The sequence below is a fragment of the Colwellia echini genome, from assembly GCF_002843355.2.
GTDB lineage: Bacteria > Pseudomonadota > Gammaproteobacteria > Enterobacterales > Alteromonadaceae > Colwellia > Colwellia echini.
In genome coordinates this window covers 87,879-111,437 of the sequence record NZ_PJAI02000005.1, presented here as the reverse complement: position 1 = coordinate 111,437, position 23,559 = coordinate 87,879, and the positions used below count along the sequence as shown (strand labels likewise).

Here is a 23,559-nt window from a genome sequence, read left to right as displayed (position 1 = left end):
CATTGCATCGGCTATGCCGCTAATAAATTAAGTTTATTTGCGCTTAGCTGATATTGGCTTTTGTTCACTAGCGACAACTGATCCGACTAAGAACAGCATTACCGCGGAGTAGTTTAGGTCTCAGCCACCAAAGCGGTCATAAACTATATTTTCAATGTCATAAAACTCTTAGTGTCTTAGCTAGAGTTGTTGTTAATAAATATCCCATATGTTTTTCTTAAAATACTCATCAATAAAATCAATAAATGCTCTTACTGCTGGCGCTAAAAATTTGCGTGATGAATATAAAGCATAAATACTCATGTCATTTGGTTTCCAATCAGACAATACCTGAACTAGCTCCCCTCGTTGTATCATTTTGTTTGCCATATAGGTAGGCTGCATTGAGATACCCATCCCGCACATAGTGGCTTCAAGTAAAGCCGTCGCTTCATTAGCGCTCAATGTACCTTTAACATTAATCGATTTATGCACTGTGCCATGTGCAAGGTGCCAGACTTTATTTTCAAAATTGGTATAGTTAAGGCAATTATGATGGCAAAGATCCTCTGGTCTTTCTATGGCAGGCTTCCTTGCTAAATAACTTTTATGTGCGACAAGAATAGAGCGGCAAAGTGCAATAGGTTTACCTATTAAGGATGCATCAGGGGTCGAAGCAATACGGATAGCTAAATCTATGCGGTTATTAACCAAGTCACTGACGGTATCCTGTAAGTCTATATCAATGTTGACCTTGGAATGTAATATCATAAATTCACTGATAGCAGTCATTAACTGCGCATGCGCGAAAGACACACTGGTTGCAATTCGAATTGAGCCTGTTAGTACATCGGTAGGTTTTACACTTTCAACTAAAAGTTGACCCGCACCAAGCCATGACTCTATATCTAAAAGACATTGTTTACCTAACGTTGTTAAGGTCACTTTACGAGTGGTTCGATGAAGTAAACGTACGCCAAACCAACTTTCTAAGGCCTCAACATACCTTGTAACCATGGGCCTAGACATCGATAGTCTATCCGCGGTTGCGGTAAAGCTACCTGAACGGGTAACATCGACAAATACTTCTGCTGCGGTGATCCTATCCATCTATATGCACGAATAAAGAAATAAAGAAGCACAGTATTTGGTATTTATCTGTTCTAGTCAATGATTTATGATCGTTGCATCTCAAAATAATTAATGATTTAAACAGGACACAAACCATGAATAAAATAATACTTTTACTTGCTTCATTTTTTCTTACTACTTCGGTTCATGCAGTAAATGATGTGCCGCTATCACTAAAAGTGTACAACGCTAGTAGCAATAGTTTTCACGTAAATTCTACCTTGATATACGGTGAGACTGAAGCGGCAGTGATTGATGCAGGCTTCACGAAAGCAGATGCTTTAAGAATTGTTGCTAATGTCTTAGATTCAGGTAAAAAATTAACGACAATCTTTATCAGTCAGGCCGATCCTGACTATTATTTTGGTGCAGAAACGCTTAAAAAGTTCTTTCCTGATGCACGAATTATTGCAACACCAGCAGTAAAAAAGGTTATTGAAAAAAAAATGGCTGGAAAATTCGCTTATTGGGCACCTAAAATGGGAGATAATTCGCCTAACAATATGGTGACACCTAACGCTTATAATAAACTTTCTTTTTCTGTTGATGGACATGTTATTGAAATTAAAGGAACTACAGGTTTATTAGCACACCGACCTTATTTATGGATACCGTCTAAAAAGGCTATTGTAGGTAATGTTTCTGTCTTTGGTGATTTACATGTATGGACAGCTGATGTTCAAGATACAGCGAGCTGGAATGCTTGGTTATTACAATTAGCTGAAATGGAGAAACTGTTTCCACAAATTGTTGTGCCAGGACATATGAAGCAAGGTACGAAACTTGATGCGAGTAACCTACATTTCACCAGTAAATATTTAACCACTTTTGAACAAGTAAAACAAAGTAGCTCAGATGCTAACGCATTGATTAATGGTATGAATGTACTTTACCCTGACACGCAATTTTCTTTGTCATTAAATATTGGTGCTAAAGTTCATAAGGGTGAAATGAAATGGTAACAGCTCACTACTTTTTTGACCCTATGTGTGGATGGTGTTACGGCGCTACTCCACTGGCTGAAACATTAGCTTCAGCATCAAATGTTAATATGATACTGCATGCTGGCGGAATGATAACAAGACAAAAAATGCATAGAGACTTTCGAGCAATGGCTCAAGAATTTGATAAAAAAATAGCCTCACAAACAGGGCAAATATTTTCAGTTGATTACCATAATCGGTTAACTAGCAATAATACGATTATGCTTGATTCGTACATCACCGCCCAAGGAGTATATGTCATGGAGAAATTTTGTAGTAAAGGCTTTGATATGTTGAAAGCTATTCAACAAGCCCATTACCAATTTGCTCTAGATGTTAGTGACTATAATGTTTTAGCGACTATCGCTAGTAAGCTAGGGGTTGAAGAAAGCAGATGGTCAAGGTTAATGCGTTCACAAACCAAACAAATAGATGATGATATACATCAAGAGCAACAGTTAATGAATCTATGGGGGGTTAGAGGGTTTCCTACTTTTATCATCGAAAAAGACGGCAACTTGACATCATTACCTCATGAAAACTATTACAAAGACCTTGTAAAATGGAAGGAATTAGTCGAGCAATTGTAGTCATTGAACGGGTGGATAAAATGGATAAATTTAATGAGTATTAATGGAGTGGTAAACTTAGTTTTTTCAATATTTTCATTGGGTTGTACCCATGTAAAAACAGAGACTAATTTACATACAAAAGAACAAGCCATTGAAGAAGAAAGTGTGAAAATGATGTCAAACTTGGAAATTATTAAGAGCACTTATGAAGGAGACTCTTCAGAAGAAAATGGAAAAAACTTACGCAAGCATTTATCAAAGAGTGCTACATGGAAAGAAGCCGATGGTTTTCCTCTCGCTGGTGTGTATATAGGGTTTGAGGAGATTTCTCAAAAAGTCTTTAAACGATTATCGACAGAATGGACTGATTACCGATTTGTTGTTGAGGGCTATGTTGATGCTGAAAACCGTGTGTTCGCGTACGGTACGTACTATGGAACGTACAATGAAACAGGGCGAAAATTTAGTGCTAGAGTTGCCCATTTATGGATGCTAGAAAATAATAAAATCGTTAGTTTTGAGCAATTCGTTGATAGCGTACCTGTTGATGAATCTATGAAATAGTCTTTTCATAGATTGATTATGGCGCATAAAGGAAATAAAAAAAATAGTTTACCAGAGATTGACACACTCAATGTAATGTTCTTGAGTGTGTTGCTCTTCGGAATAAATATAAACAGCTTTTTATAGTAACCTACGAGTTATTAGTTAGTGAGTAAAGCTACTTGTTGCCTCAATAGAAAAGCAGTAATTATCATGTCTGTAAGTTTATAATTAACATTCAATAACCGAATATGAACGGCAGCAATGAGCATATTGCTGACATTCATTAATGATATTTAAACGGGTGAAGATAAAATTACACATCGATACACTTCAAAGTTCAATCCAATATCCAGAAATTACTAATTCGACTGTAGATAAGCAACCATTTCACTCGCAATGTTTAACAGAAACCTTGGATTTTTAATCTCCAGTTCTTTAGCGTTACAATTATAAGATCATTAAATATTTTTAGTAAGTTATTAATAAATGGTACTTTTGTACTAAAAGAATAGCCAAACTCCTTCCCAATTCGTTAGCCCCTTAATAATTGAAATTAAAAGGTTAAAATGCAAAGTTCGGCATAATTGCAATTTTTATGAAAATTCATGTTGTAAATGCAAACATCATATGTTTAACTATGTATTACTTTTGAAGTAAAACTTAAATGGCTATTATAAATATTGTTACTACAGTGTTTAACGTTACGTCTTCTTATATAGCCACAAAAAAGGTTAAAGATAAATGAAAATAGAATGCATAAAAACTCACCACATAAGATGTGAATTGAAAGAGCCTTTCGGTTTTTCTCAATGGTTTTATAACCAACGCAATGTACTACTTATTGAGGTCATTGCTGACGATGGTACTTCAGGCTGGGGTGAATGCTATGGACCAGCTGATGTTACACAGGCAGCTGTTGAGAAGTTTTACGCACCAAGAATACTAGGCATGGATGCTGTATCTACTGAAGCCATCTGGCACCATATGTGGCGTGCATCATTAGATTTCGCCCGCTCAGGTATCATGATGGGCGCTATGTCTGGTATAGATATGGCTTTATGGGATTTAAAAGGTAAAGGACTTGGCTTAAGTGTTAGCCAATTAATGGGCGGCGCGGTTAGAGCAAAAGTCCCTTGTTACGCAACAGGTATGTATTTCCAAGAAATGCCTGAAGAACAGTTACTTGACCATTTAGTAGCCGAAGCTGTTAGTTATACAGAACAAGGCTTTAAAGCGATGAAAATCAAAGTTGGAAAAAATATTGATTTTGATATTAAGCTTATTAAAGCGATGCGCCAAGCAATGCCAACAACGGTTTTGGCTGCTGATTCAAATCACGCTTACGACTTACCTGAAGCTATTAAAATAGCTAAATATCTTGAAGAAAATGACTACCACTGGTTTGAAGAGCCGTTAAGCCCAGAACATCCTGACTTATTTAGACAGCTACAAGATAAGACAAGTGTAGCTATAGCTACTGGTGAATGTGAACAGACACGTTACGGCTTTAAAAAGCTTATCGAACAAGGTGGAGTTCAATTAGTTCAGGCCGACTTAGCTTATTGTGGCGGTATTAGCGAAGCATTAAAAATTCGTACATTAGCTTCTGCCAATGGTTTGAATATGATCCCACATGTTTGGGGAACTCAACTAAATTTAGCCGCGGCAACTCACTTTTTAGCTACTGGCTACTCAGAGCCTGGGCGCTCTGAAACTAAAAACTTATTTTTAGAGTACGACCGCACTGAAAACCCATTACGAGACAACCTTTATAAGGTGAACGTAGAAGTTACTCAAGGCGAAGCAATTGTTCCAACTGCACCCGGTTTAGGTGTTGAAATTGACCGAGATGCGTTAACTGAATTTACTATTTGTACGACGGAATCAAAATGAACGATATTCAATATAAAATGATAATTAATGGTGAACGAGTAAGTTCATCAACTTCTTTTCCTGTAATTAATCCGGATAACGAAGCGCACGTTGCTAATGTACCTCAAATTGAAGCACAGCAAGTAGAAGATGTGCTAGTTGCGGCAGAGCAAGGCTTTAATAAATGGTCAAAAGTGTCCCTTGCAGACCGAGAAAAGTTGATCTTAGCTTACGCTGATTTACTTGAAGACCATAAAGACGAAATTATCGATATTCTTATTAGCGAATCTGGTAAGCCGCTAGATAATGCTGAATATGATTTTGGTATGCTATTGACTTGTTTACGCTACTTCATCGAAGAAGCAAAACGCGTAGAGCAACCAGTAATTACTGACCCAGATGGTAGATTCCATCATTACATTCAACGTCAACCTATTGGTGTAGCTGTAGGGTTTTTAGCTTGGAACTTCCCATTACTTAACTTTGGTTACAAGCTAGCTCCTGTATTAGCATCTGGCTGTAGTAGCATTATTAAACCTTCACAAGTTACACCTTTAGCCACTTTACGTTGTGCTGAACTAGCGCTTGAAGTTGGTTTTCCAGCGGGGGTTATCAATGTTATTACCAGTAATGACTATGACGTTACTAACCCATTACTAACTAGCAAAATCCCTGCATTATTTACTATGATTGGTTCAACCAATTCAGGTGTGAAAGCCATGCAAACAGCCTGTACTAGTGTTAAGCATTTTTCAGTTGAACTTGGCGGTAATGCACCCGTTATTGTTTATGACGACGCTGAAATTAAAAAAGCTGCGCATAATATTATTGACCTTAAGTACGGTAATAGTGGCCAAGTTTGTGTTTCACCTAATCGTTGTTTTGTACACGAATCAGTATATGAAGAGTTTATTAAAGAAGCCAAAGCACATGCTCAAGGACTTACTTTACAAGCTGGTCGTGGTGGTGAAGGCCGTAAAATGGGACCTGTTATTAATGAGAAAGAGCGTACTCGTATTCTCGGACTTGTTAACGACTCAGTTGCACAAGGCGCAACTTTAACATTGGGCGGTAAAATACCTAGTTCTCATACAAAGGGTTTCTACATGGAGCCAACCATCCTTACAGATGTTCGAGTAGATATGCCAGTTGCCAGTCAAGAGATATTTGGTCCGGTACTACCTATTATTCCATTTAGTGATAAAGACGATGTTATTGCGCTTGCTAATGATTGTGAATATGGCTTATCCGCTTATGTTTACACCACCAATTTAAAACGTGGTATGCAAGCAGCTAATGAGCTTCAAGCAGGAAGTGTGTGTGTAAATGAAGTTCATTATGCCGTTCATTTACCGCATGGTGGATTAAAACAAAGTGGTGTTGGTAAAGATTGTTCTCGTTATAGCCTTGAAGAATATTTAACCAATAAACGCGTTTCTATTTTAATTGCTGATTAATAGGTGGAATAAAATGAAATCTTTAATTTTATCAGTTGATGGTGTTGATTTACTTCCTTATGTTCAAAATAAAGAAGAAGGTCGTCCGTATGAAATGCTTTTTTGGAAAAAGACGCAAGAGCAACAATACGTGATGGCGATTGGAAGCTAATACGTTATCCAGATCGTCCAGCAGAACTTTATTATGTACCTGAAGATATCAGAGAAGATAACAACCTTGCTGCACAATATCCTGAAAAAGTTAAAAAATGTTTAAGGAATTATTCAAGTGGGAGTCAACGTTAGAACGACCTCGTTGGTTACTTAAACGTGAATTTGAAAATTACGATGTTGAACGTATGGATTTATACCATCAAAAATTAACAGATTCGAAACAAGACAAAACAAAATTAAATTTGTAGAAGAAAACCAGAAAACCAGAAAACCGGAATAAGAAGTAAAGAAAAATAAATACCGATTTATATCAACCATTTACACTTTGTTTGTGGTTGTTAAATAAACGTAATATAACTAAAAAGTAATACAACAGGGGGATCTATGAATCATAACTTTAAACGATCAGCAATTTCTGCAGCGGTTTTGGCAACGCTTTTTGCAACGCCAATTTACGCTCAAGATGAACAGACTGATAATAAAGATATAAAAGAGAATGAACAGAAAGTTGAAGTGATTGAGGTTACTGGCTTTAGAGGTAGTTTACAAAAAGCCGTTAACAATAAACGCTTTTCAGACAGTGTAAGTGATTCTGTTTTTGCTGAAGATGTTGGTAAATCTACAGACCAAAATATAGCTGACGCGTTATCGCGTGTTACTGGTGTTAACATTCAAGAAGAAAATGGAGAGGGAACACGTATTTCTGTACGTGGTGCTGGACCAAGTTTAAACCAGATCTCTTTAAATGGTGTAGCATTAACTAGTGGTTTGTCTGGTGATGGGTCTGATCCTTCAGCTAGTCAAAGTGTTGATTTAAGTTCATTTTCTTCTGATATACTTTCTTCAATTGATGTAATCAAAACTTCATCAGCAGAGCAAGAAGAAGGTTCATTAGGTGCAAGCGTTGTATTACGCACAGTTAAACCATTATCGTTGGGTGCACCTCGTCGTACTGTTGGTCTTGAAGGTCGTTATAATGACTTTTCTGAAGAATTTGACGGACGTGTGAATGCAAGTTTTGCTGATAAATATTTTGACGATACTTTCGGTTTTGTTTTAACTGTTTCACAAGATAATCAAAAAACTCGTGAAGATAGATTAAATACTGACTGGAATGATAGTACTATTTCAATTGCAGATCTTGATGCACCTAATGGCCGAACAGCCCATGATCTTGCTTCTGGTAAAGCAATTCGTGTCTTAGGTGAAGGTCAAACAACGGCAGATTTGTCAAGTTGGGACCCAGACACACAAATTGCTGTTAATGGCCCTCTAAATGTTTTAGCACGTAACTTCACTGATATTTCTTCGAGTAATAACGATCGTAAGCGTTTCTCAGTATCTACTGGTTTAGAATGGGAGCCAGGTTTAGATACAAACTTGCAGTTAGATTTAACTCATACAAAGCAAACTATTGATACAGAATACAACAACTTCCGATTAAATTTTGCACCACTTAATGGTGTGTCATCAAATGATCCGGTAACAGCTTGGAATGGTGTGAATTTAGAAACCAATACGTTAGATGAATCTTATAGTAGAGGTTCATCAGGTAACTTTGCGCGAAACCAAGGCGAGCGTGAATTAACCACTAATGTTATGTCATTTACTGCTGATCATCGTTTTACTGATACATTTAGCATGAATTTTTCAACTGGTTATTCTGGTACTGAGGACAAAACAATTGATTTTGTTGGTTTAACTACCGCAACATGGAATACCACAGGTCAATCTTTAATTGATAATATGCCTGCTGATATTATTGAACCTATCGGTTATAACTGTACTGGAACTAATGGCGATTGTGTTTATGAAATGGGTGAAACATCTGCTGTTATAGATCCATTTGACGGTAGTGTCACTTCGGCTACCAGTCGTTTTAATCCATATGATTTAGAAGCTAATCACTTAGGTGGATTAACTTTTAGAGATAACGATCAGGAAGATAGCAATGTTCAAGCTAAATTGGACTTTACTTGGGATATTGAAGCTTTAGATAATATCAGCTCTGTACAATTTGGTGTTAAATACGCTAAACGTGTTAAAGATGTACATACTCAAAACCAAACAATCAACAATGGTACAACGCTAATTGACCGTAGTGACCCTAATATTGACTATGCCACAGTAGGTATGGGGTCAATCGGAATTGTTGATATGTTATCTGGGGAACAATTCCCTTATGATAACTTCGGTGAAGATTTAGTTAGTAACCGCGATGCAGCTTTTTTTGCTGGTTGGGCAATGCTTGATGCTAATAAAGCTATTGCTGAGTTTTCAGGTAAAGATCCAGGCACCGTTGGGGTTAATGTAAACTCTCTCGGTACCCGTGAAATTGAAACTGAAACTAACGCTGCGTATGTTCAAGTTAATTTTGAAGGCTTTGACAGCCGATTAACTGGTAATATTGGTTTACGCTATGTTAAAGATAAAAATACTGCCTCAGGCGTAGGTGGTATTAACTACTACCGTAACCCGCACTTACTTGACCCATATGATTTATTAGTAACGCGTGCTTTAGGTAATATCGAAGGCTCAGATTACTGTCCAGATCCAATTGCAGCAACTAACCCAGATACAGGCGCACCAGATACACGCTATGGTGCAACCAATGCCGATCAACTATCCGGATGTTGGGATTGGGCTATTACCCATGGTTACGATTACACGAAGGATGCTACGACGCCTTATGTTAATGGCCAATGGGTATTACCTGGTGGCATGAGCACTAACAACTTAACCAATATTGATTATACGGGACCTGTACCAATAATTAATGGTTTAACCCCATTACCTAACCAAATCATGGATATTAATGGTAATTTAGTTGATGTTGTAGGTAGTAATCACAGAAACTTCAACCAAGCTGGTGATGTATGGCAATACCTAGACTTATCTACATCGTGGACGGGTCCAAATGGTAATGTTGACTCATCAAGCCGTCGTGAAGCTCCTTCAAGTGGCAGCAATTCAGTATCTTTATTGTTACCTAGCTTAAACTTAAATTATGCCATTAATGAAGACATGATTGGTCGTTTTGCAGTATCAAAAACCATGTCAAGACCACAATTTGACTCATTAAATCCTAGAATGGAAATTAATGAAAATATTTGGGGGGCAACGGCTGAAGGTACCGCTGGTAATGTTAATTTAGAGCCGCTTGAATCTAACAACTTAGATTTATCTTATGAATGGTACTTTAATGAATCAGGTCTAATATCTGCAGCATTCTTTTATAAAGACATGACTAACTTTGAAGAAAGTGTTACTACGCCATTTCAATATAAAGATGTTCGTTCAGACTACACTTTATCAAATTCAGATTTGTTACTTGATTACGACGAAAATCGTGTGCCAGGTGATGCCGATAATTGTTCCCCACAACGTTATGTTGGTGGCACACAATCAGCTGATTGGAAAGTTCAATGTCATACCGCCAGTATCGATATTATCAAAAATGGTAAAGGTGCAGAAATTAAAGGTTTAGAGTTAACGTATACCCAAAACTATGATTTCTTACCAGGTGTTTGGGCAGGTTTAGGTGCAAGTTTTAACTATACTTACCAACAGTCAGAAAAAGAGACTGAAGAAATTGGTACCACAGGTATTTTCACTCAGCCTTTACCGCAAGCATATACACCAGAGCACTCAGGTAACGCGACGATATTTTATGAGTATGCTGGCCTTAGTTTACGCTTAGCAAACCGTTATACCGGTTTACAATTAGTTGATGACGGTTTACTTGGTGGTGCTGTATGGCAAGAGTCATCTAATAGACTTGATTTTAGTTCTAGTTACGCTATTAACGAAATCTTTAGTATAACCTTCCAAGTAGCTAACCTAACCGATGATACGCGTCGTGACTTCTATACAAGTTACGATACGAGAAACGAGGACGGTGCAATTGTTATGAATGAAGGGAGTGCATTTGATAACGGTGTAACCACTGATAGAACGGTATCTGTTTATAAAACAGGACGTCAATTCCGTTTCGGTGTACGAGCAACATTCTAGCGCAAACATTCTATTATGGGACACGAGCTTTGCAGTGCAATCGTACTGCATTGCTCATAAAGTCTAGTATCTAAATAATAATATCTTTGATTAAGTAATTATTTAATCAAGTAATAAATTGGAGAAGTAAGATGAAAACTAACTTACTAAAAAATACAATATTAATGAGCATAATTTCAGCTTCATTAGCTGGCTGTGGTAATGAAGGTGGTTACGATTATAATTTTAGCGCTGATCATCCGGTGTTATTCCCTCAAGAGCCTATAGAAGTATCGTTTAATGAAGAAACAGGCTTAATGGAAGTTGACTTATTAGCGGGGGCTACTGTTAATGGTGTTCCCGTTGGTAGTGTTGATAAATCTGTGTACGTCAGAGACTTTTTATTTACAGTATCTGATCCAAGTTTTGTGACGCCTCAAGTTGTTGTTAATGTACCAAACCAACCCGCTTCACCGTTTAATGTGTCAAATGAAGGCAGTAACGCTAACGTATTATTTATTGATACTGATATGTTCGCTGAATCGTTACGCATGTGTGATGACACAGACGTTAGAGGTGGCACAGATGCTGATGGTAATGCTGTAGCAGATGGGAAAAAAGATTTCCCCGAGTCAATCTCTTACGATATAACATATTTAATTGATAACGGTTACGAGTATGAATTAGGTGTTGAAAAGCCAACAAGAACACTAAAATTAACAATTAACGCTAATACTGATCCTGTTAAGGCTGTTGTAGCATCTGATGTTTCAGTACCTGTAGGTGGAACAGGGCAAGTATTAGCTGCTACCGTACCGGCTTATGCCTGTAATAACAAATTAACGTATAGCATTGTTGATACTGCCATTGCAGAAGTAGATGCTGCAGGTGAAATTACCGGTAAAAATGTTGGTGAAACTAATATTACCGTTACAAGTGATGAAAATAGTGAGTTAACTAGTACAGCCATTGTTAATGTAACATCTGATTTTACCTTAGAAGTAACCAATCAAAGATATAATGAACTCGGTGCGCCATTAGGTACTAAATTAGTACCTACATGTGTTCACACAGGTCTTGATGTTATTCCTAAAGGTACTGGTTTAACGGGTGCTTATACTTATGATTGGACATCAAGCAATACTAACTTGGTATTGGCAGCGTCTGATAGTGATGGCGGATTTGGTGCTATTGGTCGTTTTACTAACTCGTTAATCATCGGTGAAACTGCTGACTTAACAGTAGAGCTTGCTACAGGTGATACAGGTACAACACCATTAGATGCTATATCACCACAAACTATTGCGGTAACTGCGGTTGATAACTCAAGTTGTAACCCAGGTACATCAGATAATCCAGACGGCTGGCTTACTGACTTTTTGTTAAACCTTGAGGGCGGAGCATATACTTCACCAGGCAATGGTTCAGTTACAGAGGCGCCAACACAATTATCAGGTAAAGCGGTTCAAATTACCAGTAATGATGGGACAGCAGTTCAAACTGGACAGGAAGTTTGGAATAACCAACGTAACTGGTATTCAAGTAACTACGGTACTGGTGATGTAGGTAGAAAATTCAGCTACACGGTTTGGGCTAAGTTAGAACAAGCACCAGCTACTGACGTAGAAGTTGAACTTTCTATCTTTAACATTGCTTGGATTTATGAAGGTATTCCTGCAGGTGCAAATGGTTATGATGGTCGTATGTCAGGTGCAGGTATTTTATCAGCAACCCTTAAACCTACAACGGAATGGCAATTAGTTGAGTTTATAGACCAAGAATCGGACACAAAAATCTGGACTGTCCCATCAATATGGAACACAGGTACTTCGGTTATGCAACGTTGGCAAGTAGAAGGTTTAGAGGCTGGGCAAAGTATTATTATCGATGAAGCTTCTATTGTTGAAATAACGCAATAGATTAATATTTCATCTAATAAATTAGATAAAATTCTTACCTATAAATCGTAAAATAATAAAAAGCCATCTTTCTCAGATGGCTTTTTTATAGGGTGCATACTTAAAAGGCATTTTAAAAACTCTTAAAAAGCACTTAAAAGAATAGTTAAATAGCTCTATCATTTTAAAGGAACAAGCATGAAAAATAATGTTAAAGTGTTGTTACTAGGTTCCGTATTATTAACGGGACTAACGGCCTGCCAAACAAATGAAATAGCTCAAAGTAAAACCATTAAGCCAGCCATTAAACCAACCATAAACGATGCTGATTTATCACAATGGGTTTATGTAGAAGCGTTATCAGATGAATTTAACCAAGATGCTATCAATTTAACTAAATGGAATAACATCAGTAATAATTGGGGGCCTTGGTCTTGGGATAAAGACAACGTGTCTCAACAAGCGGGGAATTTAAATATCGCCCTTAGTTATGAACCGCATAACGCCATACGACATGCATGGAAAGACGGCGGCCGTAAGGTTGATGTCGAACTTTTTTATACCTCTGGCATTTTACGCTCAAAGGGACATCAAATTTATGGATATTACGAAACCCGTATGAAAGGCATTCCAACCTTTCCAGGCTCAAGCCCCGCGTTTTGGATTTATAGTCTTAATGAAGAAATTCAAAAAATGGGACTGAAAGGAAAAAATGAAGGTGAAGTTACCTATTCAGAAGTAGATATTGTTGAATTGCAACAAGCCGAATGGGATAACGAGACTAAAAGCCATGACGGCGCAAATATTATTGATATGAATTTACACACCCGTGTGATTGAAGGTGGCAAAGAGATCTGGAAGCGTCCTGGAAAGTACCCAGAATTAACGCAGAATAAAATACATGCTGACTTTGACGCAAGAGATGACTTTCATATCTACGGTGCTGAAGTAACCCCTGACACTGTCACTTGGTATATCGATGGTAAAAAAGTTGCTCAAAAACCAAATTTATACTGGCATTTACCAATGCATGTCACGCTATCTTTAGGACTTAGATATCCTCATGTAACTTACAACAACTGTCCAAAAGGACTTGATCGTTGTACTGTGCCAAAAAGCGCAACAGCCGAAGGCTATCCTAGTGCAATGCAAGTTGATTGGGTCAGAGTCTATAAGAAAAAGCCTTAAGGATATAAGGATAATCAACTGGTTATGAATTTAATTACAATATTTCTAATCAGTTGATAAAAGTAAAAAACAAAAGGAAAGGTTTATTAAAAATAATTAATCGTTGAATTGTCTATTTCAATAATAATTCATAAATTTATTAAATTAGTAGGTCTACCATGAATAATATAATCATAAATAAAACGTTAAAACTTTTTAAATACGTTACATATTTTTTAGCAGCTTTTTATTTGTCTAATGTTTATGCCGATGAAGGTTTTATCAACTTAACCGCAACCGAAATTATTGGCTATCAACAATCACCAACGGTTTATGTTGAACTAGAAGTTAATAAAACCCGTGATTTACATGTTGTTATACAAACTGTAGATGGATCAAACCCAATCAACAGAACTATGAAACGCATAAAACAGTCTGGAAAATATCACTTTGAAGTAGAAATAGATGATTTAAAGCCAGGGAAATATCGTGTTGTTTCTTATTTGACGCCGAAAGGAAAAAACTGGAGTGATCGTATCGACCAAGCCACTCCTTTTAATTTTGAGGTAATCAATAAACCTGAATATATCAAACAAATTAGCTTCAGCAATCAAGATAAAATTAACTTTGTAAAATGGCCAAAGAAAATTATTGGCACACAAGAGGCAAATTTAGTTATTCAATTTGAAATCACTGAACCAAGAGATTTACATATTAAATTACTTGATAGCGATAACTGGAAAGAGCATGGCGCATTTAAACTACCTGTAGTAGAGCCCGGAAATATGTCTTTACCATTGAGTAACTTAAAGGCTGACTTTCCTATAGGTAACTACGCTTGGGTCGTTTTTCTTGCTCCAACGGGGGAAAATGAACCTGTCAGTGAAAAATTCGGAAAGCACTTTACTTTAACCGACAAAGCAACGAAATAATTCATATGTTTGCACTTAACCCTAATTTAACCCAACAAGCTTATATTATTGGCAATGAAAACACGCCTGTTTTTGTTGTTGATAACTTCATGCTAGACTACAGTGCAGCTATTGATGAAGCTAATAAGCTTTCTTATGAAAGTGACAAAGCTAGTGTTGGGGATTATTACCCAGGGGTAAGAGCACCAGTAGGACGTGATTATGGCATGGCTTTATTGAAAAATACCGCAGCAATATTTTATAAAATATTTAACGTGCCAAATCACTTAACTTTATTTCCACAAAATGGTAGTTATTCATTAGTTACTAAAAAGGCGCATGAGTTAGATTTACTACAATGTATTCCACATTATGATAACACTAAGGCATTAAACTTTGCTTTATTGCATTATTTAAATGAGGGGGATTTCGGCGGTACAGGGTTTTATCGCCACAAACCTACCGGCTTTGAAAATATAACCGCAGAGCGAAAATCACTTTATTTACAATCTGCTCAGCACTATATTAATGAGCATGGTAACCCCGAAAGGCAATATATTACCGAATCAACAGAACATTATGAATTAATTAAAAAAATTGATTATAAACCTAATCGCTTAGTGATATACCCGAGTACCATTTTGCACTCTGCTTTTATTGATAATCCTCAACGAGATGTTTGTTCAAGCCCCAAAACTGGACGACTTTCTTCCAATTTCTTTATTCAATTTAGCTAACCCGAGATCGGGTTAGCTAATCAATTGCAACGAATAATCATTACTTAAATTTACATCTACCACTATCAATATTACCGTCTTTGCTCTTGTTAGCTTTTACTTGGTAGTACTTGGTTATTTATAGTGGGTGTATAAGCAATAATTCAATAAGGCCTTTACCTATGAACAAAAATTTTACCCATAAGTGTATAATACTTATAGCATCAACTTTATTAATCACCGCCTGTCAATCATCCACTCAATCTCTTACTCAATCGATAAGTGATGCAACTGAAAAAAAACCTCCTTTTACTTTACCTAATAGCAATGAAACGATTGGATCAATTGAAATCTACCAAGGTGAAGCTCTCCAACTTCTTGATAAAAATGCCCAAGTAAGCGTAAGAGGTAGTGGCTTTAGTTGGGCAGAAGGGCCTGTATGGGTTGATGATGGCAGTTATTTGTTGTTCAGCGATATCCCTAAAAACCTTATTCGAAAATTTTCTGTTGAACATGGTAATGAAATCTATCTTGAGAACACTGGTTTTATCGAGCCATCTAACAAGGGACCTGGCTCAAATGGTTTATTAATAAATCAAGATAATCAACTCGTGTTGTTACAAACTGGTGAGCGTCAAGTGTCACTTATGCAAGCACCTCTTAACAAGCCAGAAGCTCGTTTTACTACCCTAGTTAATAATTACCAAGGCATGCGTTTAAACGGTACTAATGACGGAGTATTTGATCGGCAAGGTAACTTGTATTTTACCGATCCTGTGATCGGTTTAGATGTTATTTTTGAGACAAATAATACGAGCCAAGAAAAAAAGCTCATTGAAAAACATTATAAAAAGCCTTTAACCAGAGAGAAGAGAGTACAACAAACTCCTTTTGCCGGTGTGTACCGTTTATCGGTTGACGGTAAATTAACCCTTGTTGACGACACGTTAACCGTGCCAAATGGTATTGCTTTATCTCCTGACGATAAAACCTTATATATATCGGTTTCAGACAAAAGTGCCTCGGCATGGTTTGCTTATGACGTACAAGAGAATGGTTCGTTAACCAATAAACGAGAATTTTTTAATGCTCAACATTTAATAGGACAACCTGAACAACAAGGCTTGCCCGATGGTATGGCAGTGCATTCTAGTGGAGTAGTATTTGCGACAGGTCCGGGTGGTGTGTGGTTATTCGATCCTGAAGGAAAAGTACTTGCCAAAATAAAAACAGGATTAGCCACTTCAAACTGTACTTTTACCAGCGATGAGAAAACCCTATTTATTACCGCGGATGATTATTTACTCAGTGTTCCAATTAAATAAGATAACAAAATAAAGCTTAACTAGGTTATGAAAATAATTCCTCATAACCTAGTAACTGGTTTGTTGTTTATGACTAGTTGCTTAAATCAATATAAGAAAGGGTGTAAGGGGCGCTATGCTTGGTATTAACTATGCCTTTACCGCCCATTAGATCAAAGTTAGACACCACTAATTTATCACCATAAACAATCACCTCAGATGGTTGGTCAAGTTCACCATTACTGCCGTTATTATCTGGGTACTGAGCAAGTACAGTTACACTCTTATCAGTAGCTACTTTTACTATTTGATTCTTTAAAAAACCGGCAACATAAAGATTACCGTTGTTGTCAATGGTTATACCATCTAAGCCTGTATCTTTAGGTAACTGGGCATAGATTTCTTTATCGATAACTTGTTTACCGTCATCAGTTAATGTTAAGCGGTATATTTCACCATCGCCAAAGTTCCCTGTATATAAATAACCCTTTTTATCAAAGACTAAGCCATCTAAACCAAATTGACGTTCAGGATTTTTGGTTTCTGTTTTGAAAAGTAGTTGTTTATCTTTTTCGGTACTGGTCACGGCTATATTACGATCATCTAAAGAAAATTGATAAATGCCACTAGTTAAGTTTTTAGATTTTATTTTCTTCATTTGCAATAAGCTTACGTAAACAGAACCATTATGAATTCTAATACCATTAACTTGCGTTAAACCGCGAGCAACCACTTCAGTTGTTGCTATATGGCCGTCTTTAAAGGTAAGTCGAAGAATACGTCCGCTATCACAAACATATAATGAACCATCTGGAGCATAAGCAATCCCCATTGGTCGACCTATACCGCCTTTTTTCACCCCTTGGGTTTCACCAATAGTTGAAATATCGCCTGTTGATGAAATTGATAACAATATTCCGGGTTTATTACCCTTGTTAGCGTAATTGGTACAGGCTAGGGTTAAAGAGCCGTCAGGCGCAATAGCTAAGCCATCTGGAGTAGGGCAACTATTAGGAAGCTTGGCAAATAATTTTGCACTGTCTAACTGTGTTGTTTGGCTTACTATTACGCCATCATCATTGGTTATTTGAGAGTTTACTTCTGTTTTAGAGGTAGTACTACAGCCATAAATGGCAGTTAGTAGTAATGTTGTTAATAGGCTTAGCCCCAATTTATTAGTCTGATTGTTTTTCATAGATAATTGCTCTTGTTATTTGTTATAAGTTAAATATTATTGATGGTTTTTTATTAGTTATTAGTCACTTCTAGTAAGAGGGTTTTCCTTTTACCAATTTTCATCAGAGAACTTTCTTCATTACCTGTGTGCAAATTAAGAATGCTAATAGAGCGATTTGGCTTTGCGCTTTTTAAATAAAACATCTTGTCTTGATGACCAGTATTAACAATGGAAACAATAGAAGTTTTAGTATTTTTCTGTGCAATTCTCCACGTTAACGTTTTGTGCGATTTACTAACCGCATTGTCGTTGTTGCTATCATTTTCACTAAAATTGTCATCATTATGTTTATAAGAATCACTTTTATAAGAACTTTTATTTGTCGAGTCAGTCGTTAATTCTGTTAACACAACCACTGGCGATTTTCCTTTACTCAACAAAATGCTATTTACTTGTGCGGTAACATTTTCTAAGTTTGTTAACGGAAATACATTTTTTCCTGTTGGATAGCTAGCTTTATCATGCTTTTGATTATATTCATCAAATAATAAGCTGTTATTGTCAATTAAAAGGGTACCGCCGTCTTGCGCGAATCGTGTGAGCGATTGTAGCTCTTTTGTTGTAACATTAGGGGTATTTGTAATAACGATAACTTGCCAGTCATTCTCTTGATTATTAATGATTTTTTCGGTTGCAAAACCTAAAGCTGTCCCTTCAAAATATAATGATCTATACGTTTCTCTAATTGCTGTCATATAATCAGTTTGGTTAATAGCACTAGTTTCTGAATAGAAAATTCGTATTGATTTTGGTGCTTTTCTTAGTAACTGAATGTCTGCACCATTTGCGTTTATGTCCATCAAGGTACGAGTTAATGAATGGAAACCAATAGGTTGGTGGGTAACTTCGGTAATATATTCGGAGTTTTGTTTTTTACGGTTAATAATTGAACCATCATGATTACGTCCCCATAACCATGTTGAAGCGCCAGCCAAACCGTGGGTTGAGGCTAACCAATATATAGAGCGAACATAATCGGGATCTAGATCACGTTCTTGAAATTTTACATTATTAAAAAAATGGTTCTCTGAATCCCATAATAATTGTTCTGGTTGAATTGAGCTGAAAAAATCGAATGACATTGCCATACTTTGCCAATCAAAACTATAGTCAGCTTCATAAGGCTGTACGCCCCTAAAGCTACTGTATTGAGAATTAGCATCAAAACCAATAACATCGGTTATTTCTAATAGTGACTCAAAATCGAGACCGTGATCACGGGTATCTGTATTCCACAACCATGGCATAAGTTTTATATGGTTTTTAGCGTGCGAATCGTATTTTTTGATTTCGCTATCTAAAAAAGTAAACCATTGTGTTACGCGGTATTGATTAAAGCGCATCCAGTCAAACCAAACAGGTGACCCTCGTAACTCTGCTTGCATAGGAACTTCAACATCAAGTGTATCAAAACTTTCAAAATCACTGTGCCAAAGGGTATTTAATTGCTCAATTGATTGGTGTTTATTTTTGAGCCACACTTTAAACTTAGCTTTGGTGTATGCCGAAACTGGGCCATTATTCCAACTATCAGCTTGTGTAAAAAAGCTCGGCTCATTAAATAGCATATAACCTAATTGTGAAGATCTTTTATCTTTAAATAACGGTACGTAATTTTTAAAGAGTGTTGAAAATAAGATTTTTGCTAATGGATTATCAATGTCATAGTCGCTAAAAAGTCGCTTGCCTACGTTAAAGTTAGGGTCTAGCTCTGAAGGCCATTGCGGTATTGAACTATGTGAAACAAATACTTGACCAATACGTTGGTCGATATCTCTTTTTATTTTCAGGTATTTGTTCTCATTAATTACTAATTCTTTATTAACAATCATTGATGGAGCAATATAGGCACTATTTAAGTTGCCAAAATATTGATTAGATAATGTATTGTCTGTTTTCCATGTGTAGGTACCTAAAAATACAGGTTTGCCATTATCAATGAACTGGTTATCAATAATTTCTACCGTATTCCAATTTATTACGGGTACCGGTTTTCGTGAAATAGCGCCAGAAATTACTTGCTGTAACTCTTCAATGGCTTGCTCTAAAACGATAATTAAGGATTTACGTTGAAAGTCAGGCAATGTTTCTGCAAGTTGCTGAGCATTTTTTTTATACACAGGGTGGTCGAGATAATAAGGTATGTTCTTAGCTACATTATTTTCGTCCCAAATTGCCCAATCAATAAATAAGCTTGTTAGGTGAACCGTCATCTTCTCACGACTCACATCAATATGAGCAAATTCTGCGGTTGTTATTAGGCTTTTTAATTGGGCTACTTTTTCTAATATATTAGCTTGAATTTCAACTTGAATATTTTTTTGAACCTCAGTTTGATTAGCCTGACTCGACTGAACATAACAGCTAAACAAACTGAAAAAAATGACTAAACAAAAATTTGTTAACGCATTCATTAATTGATTCATAATTTTTCAAGCTATTAGCTATTAGCTATTAGCTATTTAGAGATATAGGAACAATGTTGGGCAGGCTTCCTGCAACATCACAACGAAATAGTTGTACACTACCGCCATCGGCTTCGCTTTCATTTGTTAATGATGCTGTTGTCACTAATACCGTTTTTAAATCTTCACCGCCAAAACATACGTTAGTTACTTGCGAAGTAGTCAACGGATAAAATTGTGCTAACTCACCGTTTGGTGAAATACGCGCAATACCTTTACCGTCCCAGCGAGCGCTCCATATAAACCCTTCACTATCAGTTGTTCCACCGTCTGGGTGCCCATATTTGTCATCTAGTTTGCAAAAAACGTGTTGATTTGAAAGAGTAGAAGTTGAGGTGTCAAAATCACATGCATATATTTCATTGGTAAAAGAATCAGCATAATAAAAGCTATTATTGTCTATTGAAAACGTTGCTAAATTAAAAATTGCGATGACTTCTTTTTCTATGGTCGCGACTTTGTTTGGTGATATTTTAAATAAGCGGCCATACTTGCCCATGTCATGTTCAATGCCTTGTTTATCAGGACTCATTAACATAGTACCTAGCCAAATATTACCATTTACATCAACACAACCGTCATTGATCCGTAGGGTTTTGTTAGGTTCAACATCCAACCATAACTGCCAACTTTCTTTCGATACATCAAATAGATACAAACCATCAAAAAGCGATACTAATAATAAGCCTGAAGATTGAGTAAGCATTATATTCGCTGGTTGCTCTGGTGTATTAAAACACTGTAATGAATCATAGGTGAGGGAGTATTTATATAGGTGAGATTTAACTATGTCGACCCAATAAAAAGCATTATCAATGGCAGACCAAACACAGCCTTCGGCTAGTCCACAGTTAAGGTCAAATTTTTTATCTAATATTAAAGTCATGTTTGAATCGCTAATAAATAATGAATGTTAATAGTATGGTTAATAGTATGGTTAATTGATGAATAAAAGAAAAAATCCTTTTATTCGTATTAAGTATGCATTAGTATGATGTTTAAGTAATGGCAGTGCAAGTAATTTATCTACCGACTGCTTTTTAATAAATCTTAAATATTCTATGAAGCTTATAATATTGCTCTGAGCAATAACTTTGTGGAATTGGTATTAGTTACAACTAAAGGTTTTTTCATGATTTACAATAAAAAATATATTTCAAGCGCAATATTATTGGCCACAGGTTTTATGACTATGTCATGTTCGAGCTCAAAAGCGCCGAAGACCGTTGAGTCGTCTCCTATCACACACTTTAGTGAAGCAACCAATGATATTAAGTTAGAAAATGCTAACCGAAGAAAATGGGATAATGCGGTAATTGCTGATTTAGATGACGATGGTTATCAAGACTTATTATTAACCGATCATGGTTTTTCAATAAAGCTATATTGGAATAATAAAGGCAAATACGGTAAAGGTTACGATTTGCTGATGGGCGATACGCATGGGATTGCAGTAGGCGATTTTAATAAAGATGGTATTACTGACATATTAGTATCACGAGGTGGTGGCTCGGGTGATAACTCAAGAAATGCCAAACTTTTTCATATCGATAATCAAAGAAATATTACTGAAGGTAAAGAATTTGATGAGCCACTTGAGTTTATGCGGGGCAGAACATCTAAATTTTATGATGGCAATAATAATGGTGAGTTAGATTTGTTGTTACTAGGTTTTCCTGGTAATAAAAATGAAAAAAACATTCCTAGTATTTCGTACAAAAATGATGGAAAAGGTCAATTAGCATTATCTTCACGTTTGCCTAAAACAATGAAAGACGGCCAAAAATTACTGGTGACTGATTTCAACAACGACAAGATTAGTGACTTTATCTTATATGGCAATGCACGTATTACTATGCATCAAGGTAATGGCGACTTAACCTTTGACGATGTAACGGATAAATGGTTAAGCGAAGATTTGCTTGATGTTACTAGTATTTCAGAAATAGATTACGACAATGATGGTGATTTTGACTTATTTTTAACAACAGGAAAAGAACTAAATATTGGTGAAACCTTCTATGATGAAGCAAGCCAAACATTTGCTTTTTACACAAGTCGAGGTCCTTTCGAATTTGAAGATTTAGTGATTGGTGATATTTTTGATTTAGAAAACTATCAATCGCAATGGCCTATGCAAGATATATATATTGGGGAAAGCGGCTATAAATATGAACATCCAAGTGAATATCACCAAGGGCAAGACATTCGCCTAGTCAACAGTAATGCACTTGGTTGGCCAGATAAGCTTGATAAAAAAGGTATATACGTAGGTTATATTGGTAACGATACATGGCGCGTAGCCGGTAATACTTGGTCACCAACAACAGGGGTTATTCACGGTGTTCAAAGTTACCCAGCCTATAAACATGATCAGGGAATGGCTAATATATTACTTGAAAATAATAACGGCAAATTTATTGATGTTACAGAGAAGCTAGGACTTGGAGAGTTAAGTCAAAGTAATGCTGCTGCCGTGGGCGATTATGATAATAATGGCTTTCAAGATATTTTTATTGTTGAAAGAGGTAACTTAGCAACACAAAACCAACAAACTCTTTGGTTAAACCAAGAAGGTTCTATTTTCAAGAAGTCTTTATCACATAATATTATTTCTACTGAATTAGGTGCTATCGGGCTAGGAGCGGAAACATTAGATTATGACCAAGACGGTAAGTTAGATATAATTTTTGCTAACGATCGTGGCAAGTGGCATTTGTTTAAAAACTCTTGGGAAAATGATAATAATTACATTGAAATTGAAGTGAAAAATTCAGCAAACGGTGTTTCGCCAATTGGAGCAATAATAACTGTTAAAGCTTGCGATAAATCACAAGTAAGAAGGCTTGGTTCATCAAGTGCTTTATACTCCCAAAGTCGCGATAATATTATTCATTTTGGTTTAGGCGATTGTGACTCAGTGGAAAATGTTGAAGTAAACTGGCCAAATGGCGAAAACTTCTCTACCGATATAATAAAAGCCAACCAGTTGTATAAGGTAACGTTTTAATTTATTAAGTTAATTTACAGCTTGGGTTAATTGATTAATAGCTAAAACGATTTTAAACGCATGATACTCATAAGAGTATTATGCGTTTTTGTTTATTATCATTCTTAATTTAATTAACCTAAAAACTACATTTATGAGTAATATTCATTTACTTATAACATTCAT

General features: G+C 36.3%; 18 protein-coding genes. 14 read left to right on the top strand and 4 right to left on the bottom strand.

The annotated features are described in order from the left end of the window. Positions 1-192: 192 nt before the first annotated feature. Complete coding sequence (locus CWS31_RS06495; protein WP_148747699.1) at positions 193-1,089, bottom strand: LysR family transcriptional regulator; 897 nt, start codon at positions 1,087-1,089, stop codon at positions 193-195. A 116-nt stretch (positions 1,090-1,205) separates the two neighbouring features. Between CWS31_RS06495 and CWS31_RS06490 the strand changes: the two genes are divergently transcribed. From CWS31_RS06490 to CWS31_RS06440, 13 genes are all read left to right on the top strand, one after another. After that, complete coding sequence (locus CWS31_RS06490) at positions 1,206-2,072, top strand: MBL fold metallo-hydrolase (protein ID WP_148747698.1); 867 nt, start codon at positions 1,206-1,208, stop codon at positions 2,070-2,072. Beyond that, positions 2,066-2,683: a DsbA family protein gene (locus tag CWS31_RS06485; protein ID WP_148747697.1), complete on the top strand. Its 618-nt coding sequence runs from the start codon at positions 2,066-2,068 to the stop codon at positions 2,681-2,683. The genes CWS31_RS06490 and CWS31_RS06485 overlap by 7 nt, the downstream gene beginning before the upstream one ends. A gap of 33 nt (positions 2,684-2,716) precedes the next feature. Next, complete coding sequence (locus CWS31_RS06480) at positions 2,717-3,229, top strand: nuclear transport factor 2 family protein (RefSeq protein ID WP_246143400.1); 513 nt, start codon at positions 2,717-2,719, stop codon at positions 3,227-3,229. Positions 3,230-3,952: 723 nt separating this feature from the next. Beyond that, positions 3,953-5,104, top strand: coding sequence for a mandelate racemase/muconate lactonizing enzyme family protein (locus CWS31_RS06475; RefSeq protein WP_148747696.1), 1,152 nt, complete (start codon positions 3,953-3,955; stop codon positions 5,102-5,104). Further along, positions 5,101-6,540, top strand: coding sequence for an aldehyde dehydrogenase family protein (locus CWS31_RS06470; protein ID WP_148747695.1), 1,440 nt, complete (start codon positions 5,101-5,103; stop codon positions 6,538-6,540). The genes CWS31_RS06475 and CWS31_RS06470 overlap by 4 nt, the downstream gene beginning before the upstream one ends. 13 nt (positions 6,541-6,553) lie before the next feature. Then, complete coding sequence (locus CWS31_RS17550) at positions 6,554-6,691, top strand: hypothetical protein (RefSeq protein WP_170252784.1); 138 nt, start codon at positions 6,554-6,556, stop codon at positions 6,689-6,691. Continuing rightward, the gene (locus CWS31_RS17545) at positions 6,643-6,825 is read left to right on the top strand and encodes a hypothetical protein (protein WP_170252782.1); all 183 of its coding nucleotides are present in this window, start codon (positions 6,643-6,645) and stop codon (positions 6,823-6,825) included. The genes CWS31_RS17550 and CWS31_RS17545 overlap by 49 nt, the downstream gene beginning before the upstream one ends. Before the next feature lie 252 nt (positions 6,826-7,077). Continuing rightward, on the top strand, positions 7,078-10,707 hold the full coding sequence (locus tag CWS31_RS06465; protein WP_148747694.1) for a TonB-dependent receptor: 3,630 nt from the start codon (positions 7,078-7,080) through the stop codon (positions 10,705-10,707). 131 nt (positions 10,708-10,838) lie between these two features. Continuing rightward, positions 10,839-12,605 carry an Ig-like domain-containing protein gene (locus tag CWS31_RS06460; RefSeq protein ID WP_148747693.1) on the top strand — a complete coding sequence of 589 codons (1,767 nt, stop codon included), beginning with the start codon at positions 10,839-10,841 and terminating at the stop codon, positions 12,603-12,605. A gap of 177 nt (positions 12,606-12,782) precedes the next feature. Beyond that, positions 12,783-13,772, top strand: a complete 990-nt coding sequence (locus CWS31_RS06455) for a family 16 glycosylhydrolase (RefSeq protein ID WP_148747692.1) — start codon at positions 12,783-12,785, stop codon at positions 13,770-13,772. Positions 13,773-13,930: 158 nt separating this feature from the next. After that, positions 13,931-14,683, top strand: a complete 753-nt coding sequence (locus CWS31_RS06450) for a hypothetical protein (RefSeq protein ID WP_101344348.1) — start codon at positions 13,931-13,933, stop codon at positions 14,681-14,683. Positions 14,684-14,688: 5 nt separating this feature from the next. Next, positions 14,689-15,399, top strand: a complete 711-nt coding sequence (locus CWS31_RS06445) for a DUF6445 family protein (protein ID WP_101344347.1) — start codon at positions 14,689-14,691, stop codon at positions 15,397-15,399. Positions 15,400-15,560: 161 nt separating this feature from the next. Then, positions 15,561-16,703 (top strand): SMP-30/gluconolactonase/LRE family protein, encoded by a 1,143-nt coding sequence (locus tag CWS31_RS06440; RefSeq protein ID WP_101344346.1) that lies wholly within the window; start codon positions 15,561-15,563, stop codon positions 16,701-16,703. 73 nt (positions 16,704-16,776) lie between these two features. Here CWS31_RS06440 and CWS31_RS06435 read toward each other — a convergent pair whose 3' ends face one another. From CWS31_RS06435 to CWS31_RS06425, 3 genes are read right to left on the bottom strand one after another with little or no spacing between them, the layout of a single operon-like run. Then, positions 16,777-17,877: an SMP-30/gluconolactonase/LRE family protein gene (locus tag CWS31_RS06435; RefSeq protein ID WP_101344345.1), complete on the bottom strand. Its 1,101-nt coding sequence runs from the start codon at positions 17,875-17,877 to the stop codon at positions 16,777-16,779. A 53-nt stretch (positions 17,878-17,930) separates the two neighbouring features. Next, positions 17,931-20,345, bottom strand: a complete 2,415-nt coding sequence (locus CWS31_RS06430) for a beta-galactosidase (RefSeq protein ID WP_101344344.1) — start codon at positions 20,343-20,345, stop codon at positions 17,931-17,933. Between the two features lie 28 nt (positions 20,346-20,373). Next, on the bottom strand, positions 20,374-21,270 hold the full coding sequence (locus tag CWS31_RS06425; protein WP_101344343.1) for an SMP-30/gluconolactonase/LRE family protein: 897 nt from the start codon (positions 21,268-21,270) through the stop codon (positions 20,374-20,376). 246 nt (positions 21,271-21,516) lie between these two features. Here CWS31_RS06425 and CWS31_RS06420 point away from each other — a divergent pair, with 246 nt between their 5' ends. Then, positions 21,517-23,394 (top strand): CRTAC1 family protein, encoded by a 1,878-nt coding sequence (locus CWS31_RS06420; RefSeq protein ID WP_101344342.1) that lies wholly within the window; start codon positions 21,517-21,519, stop codon positions 23,392-23,394. The last annotated feature ends 165 nt before the right edge of the window (positions 23,395-23,559 follow it).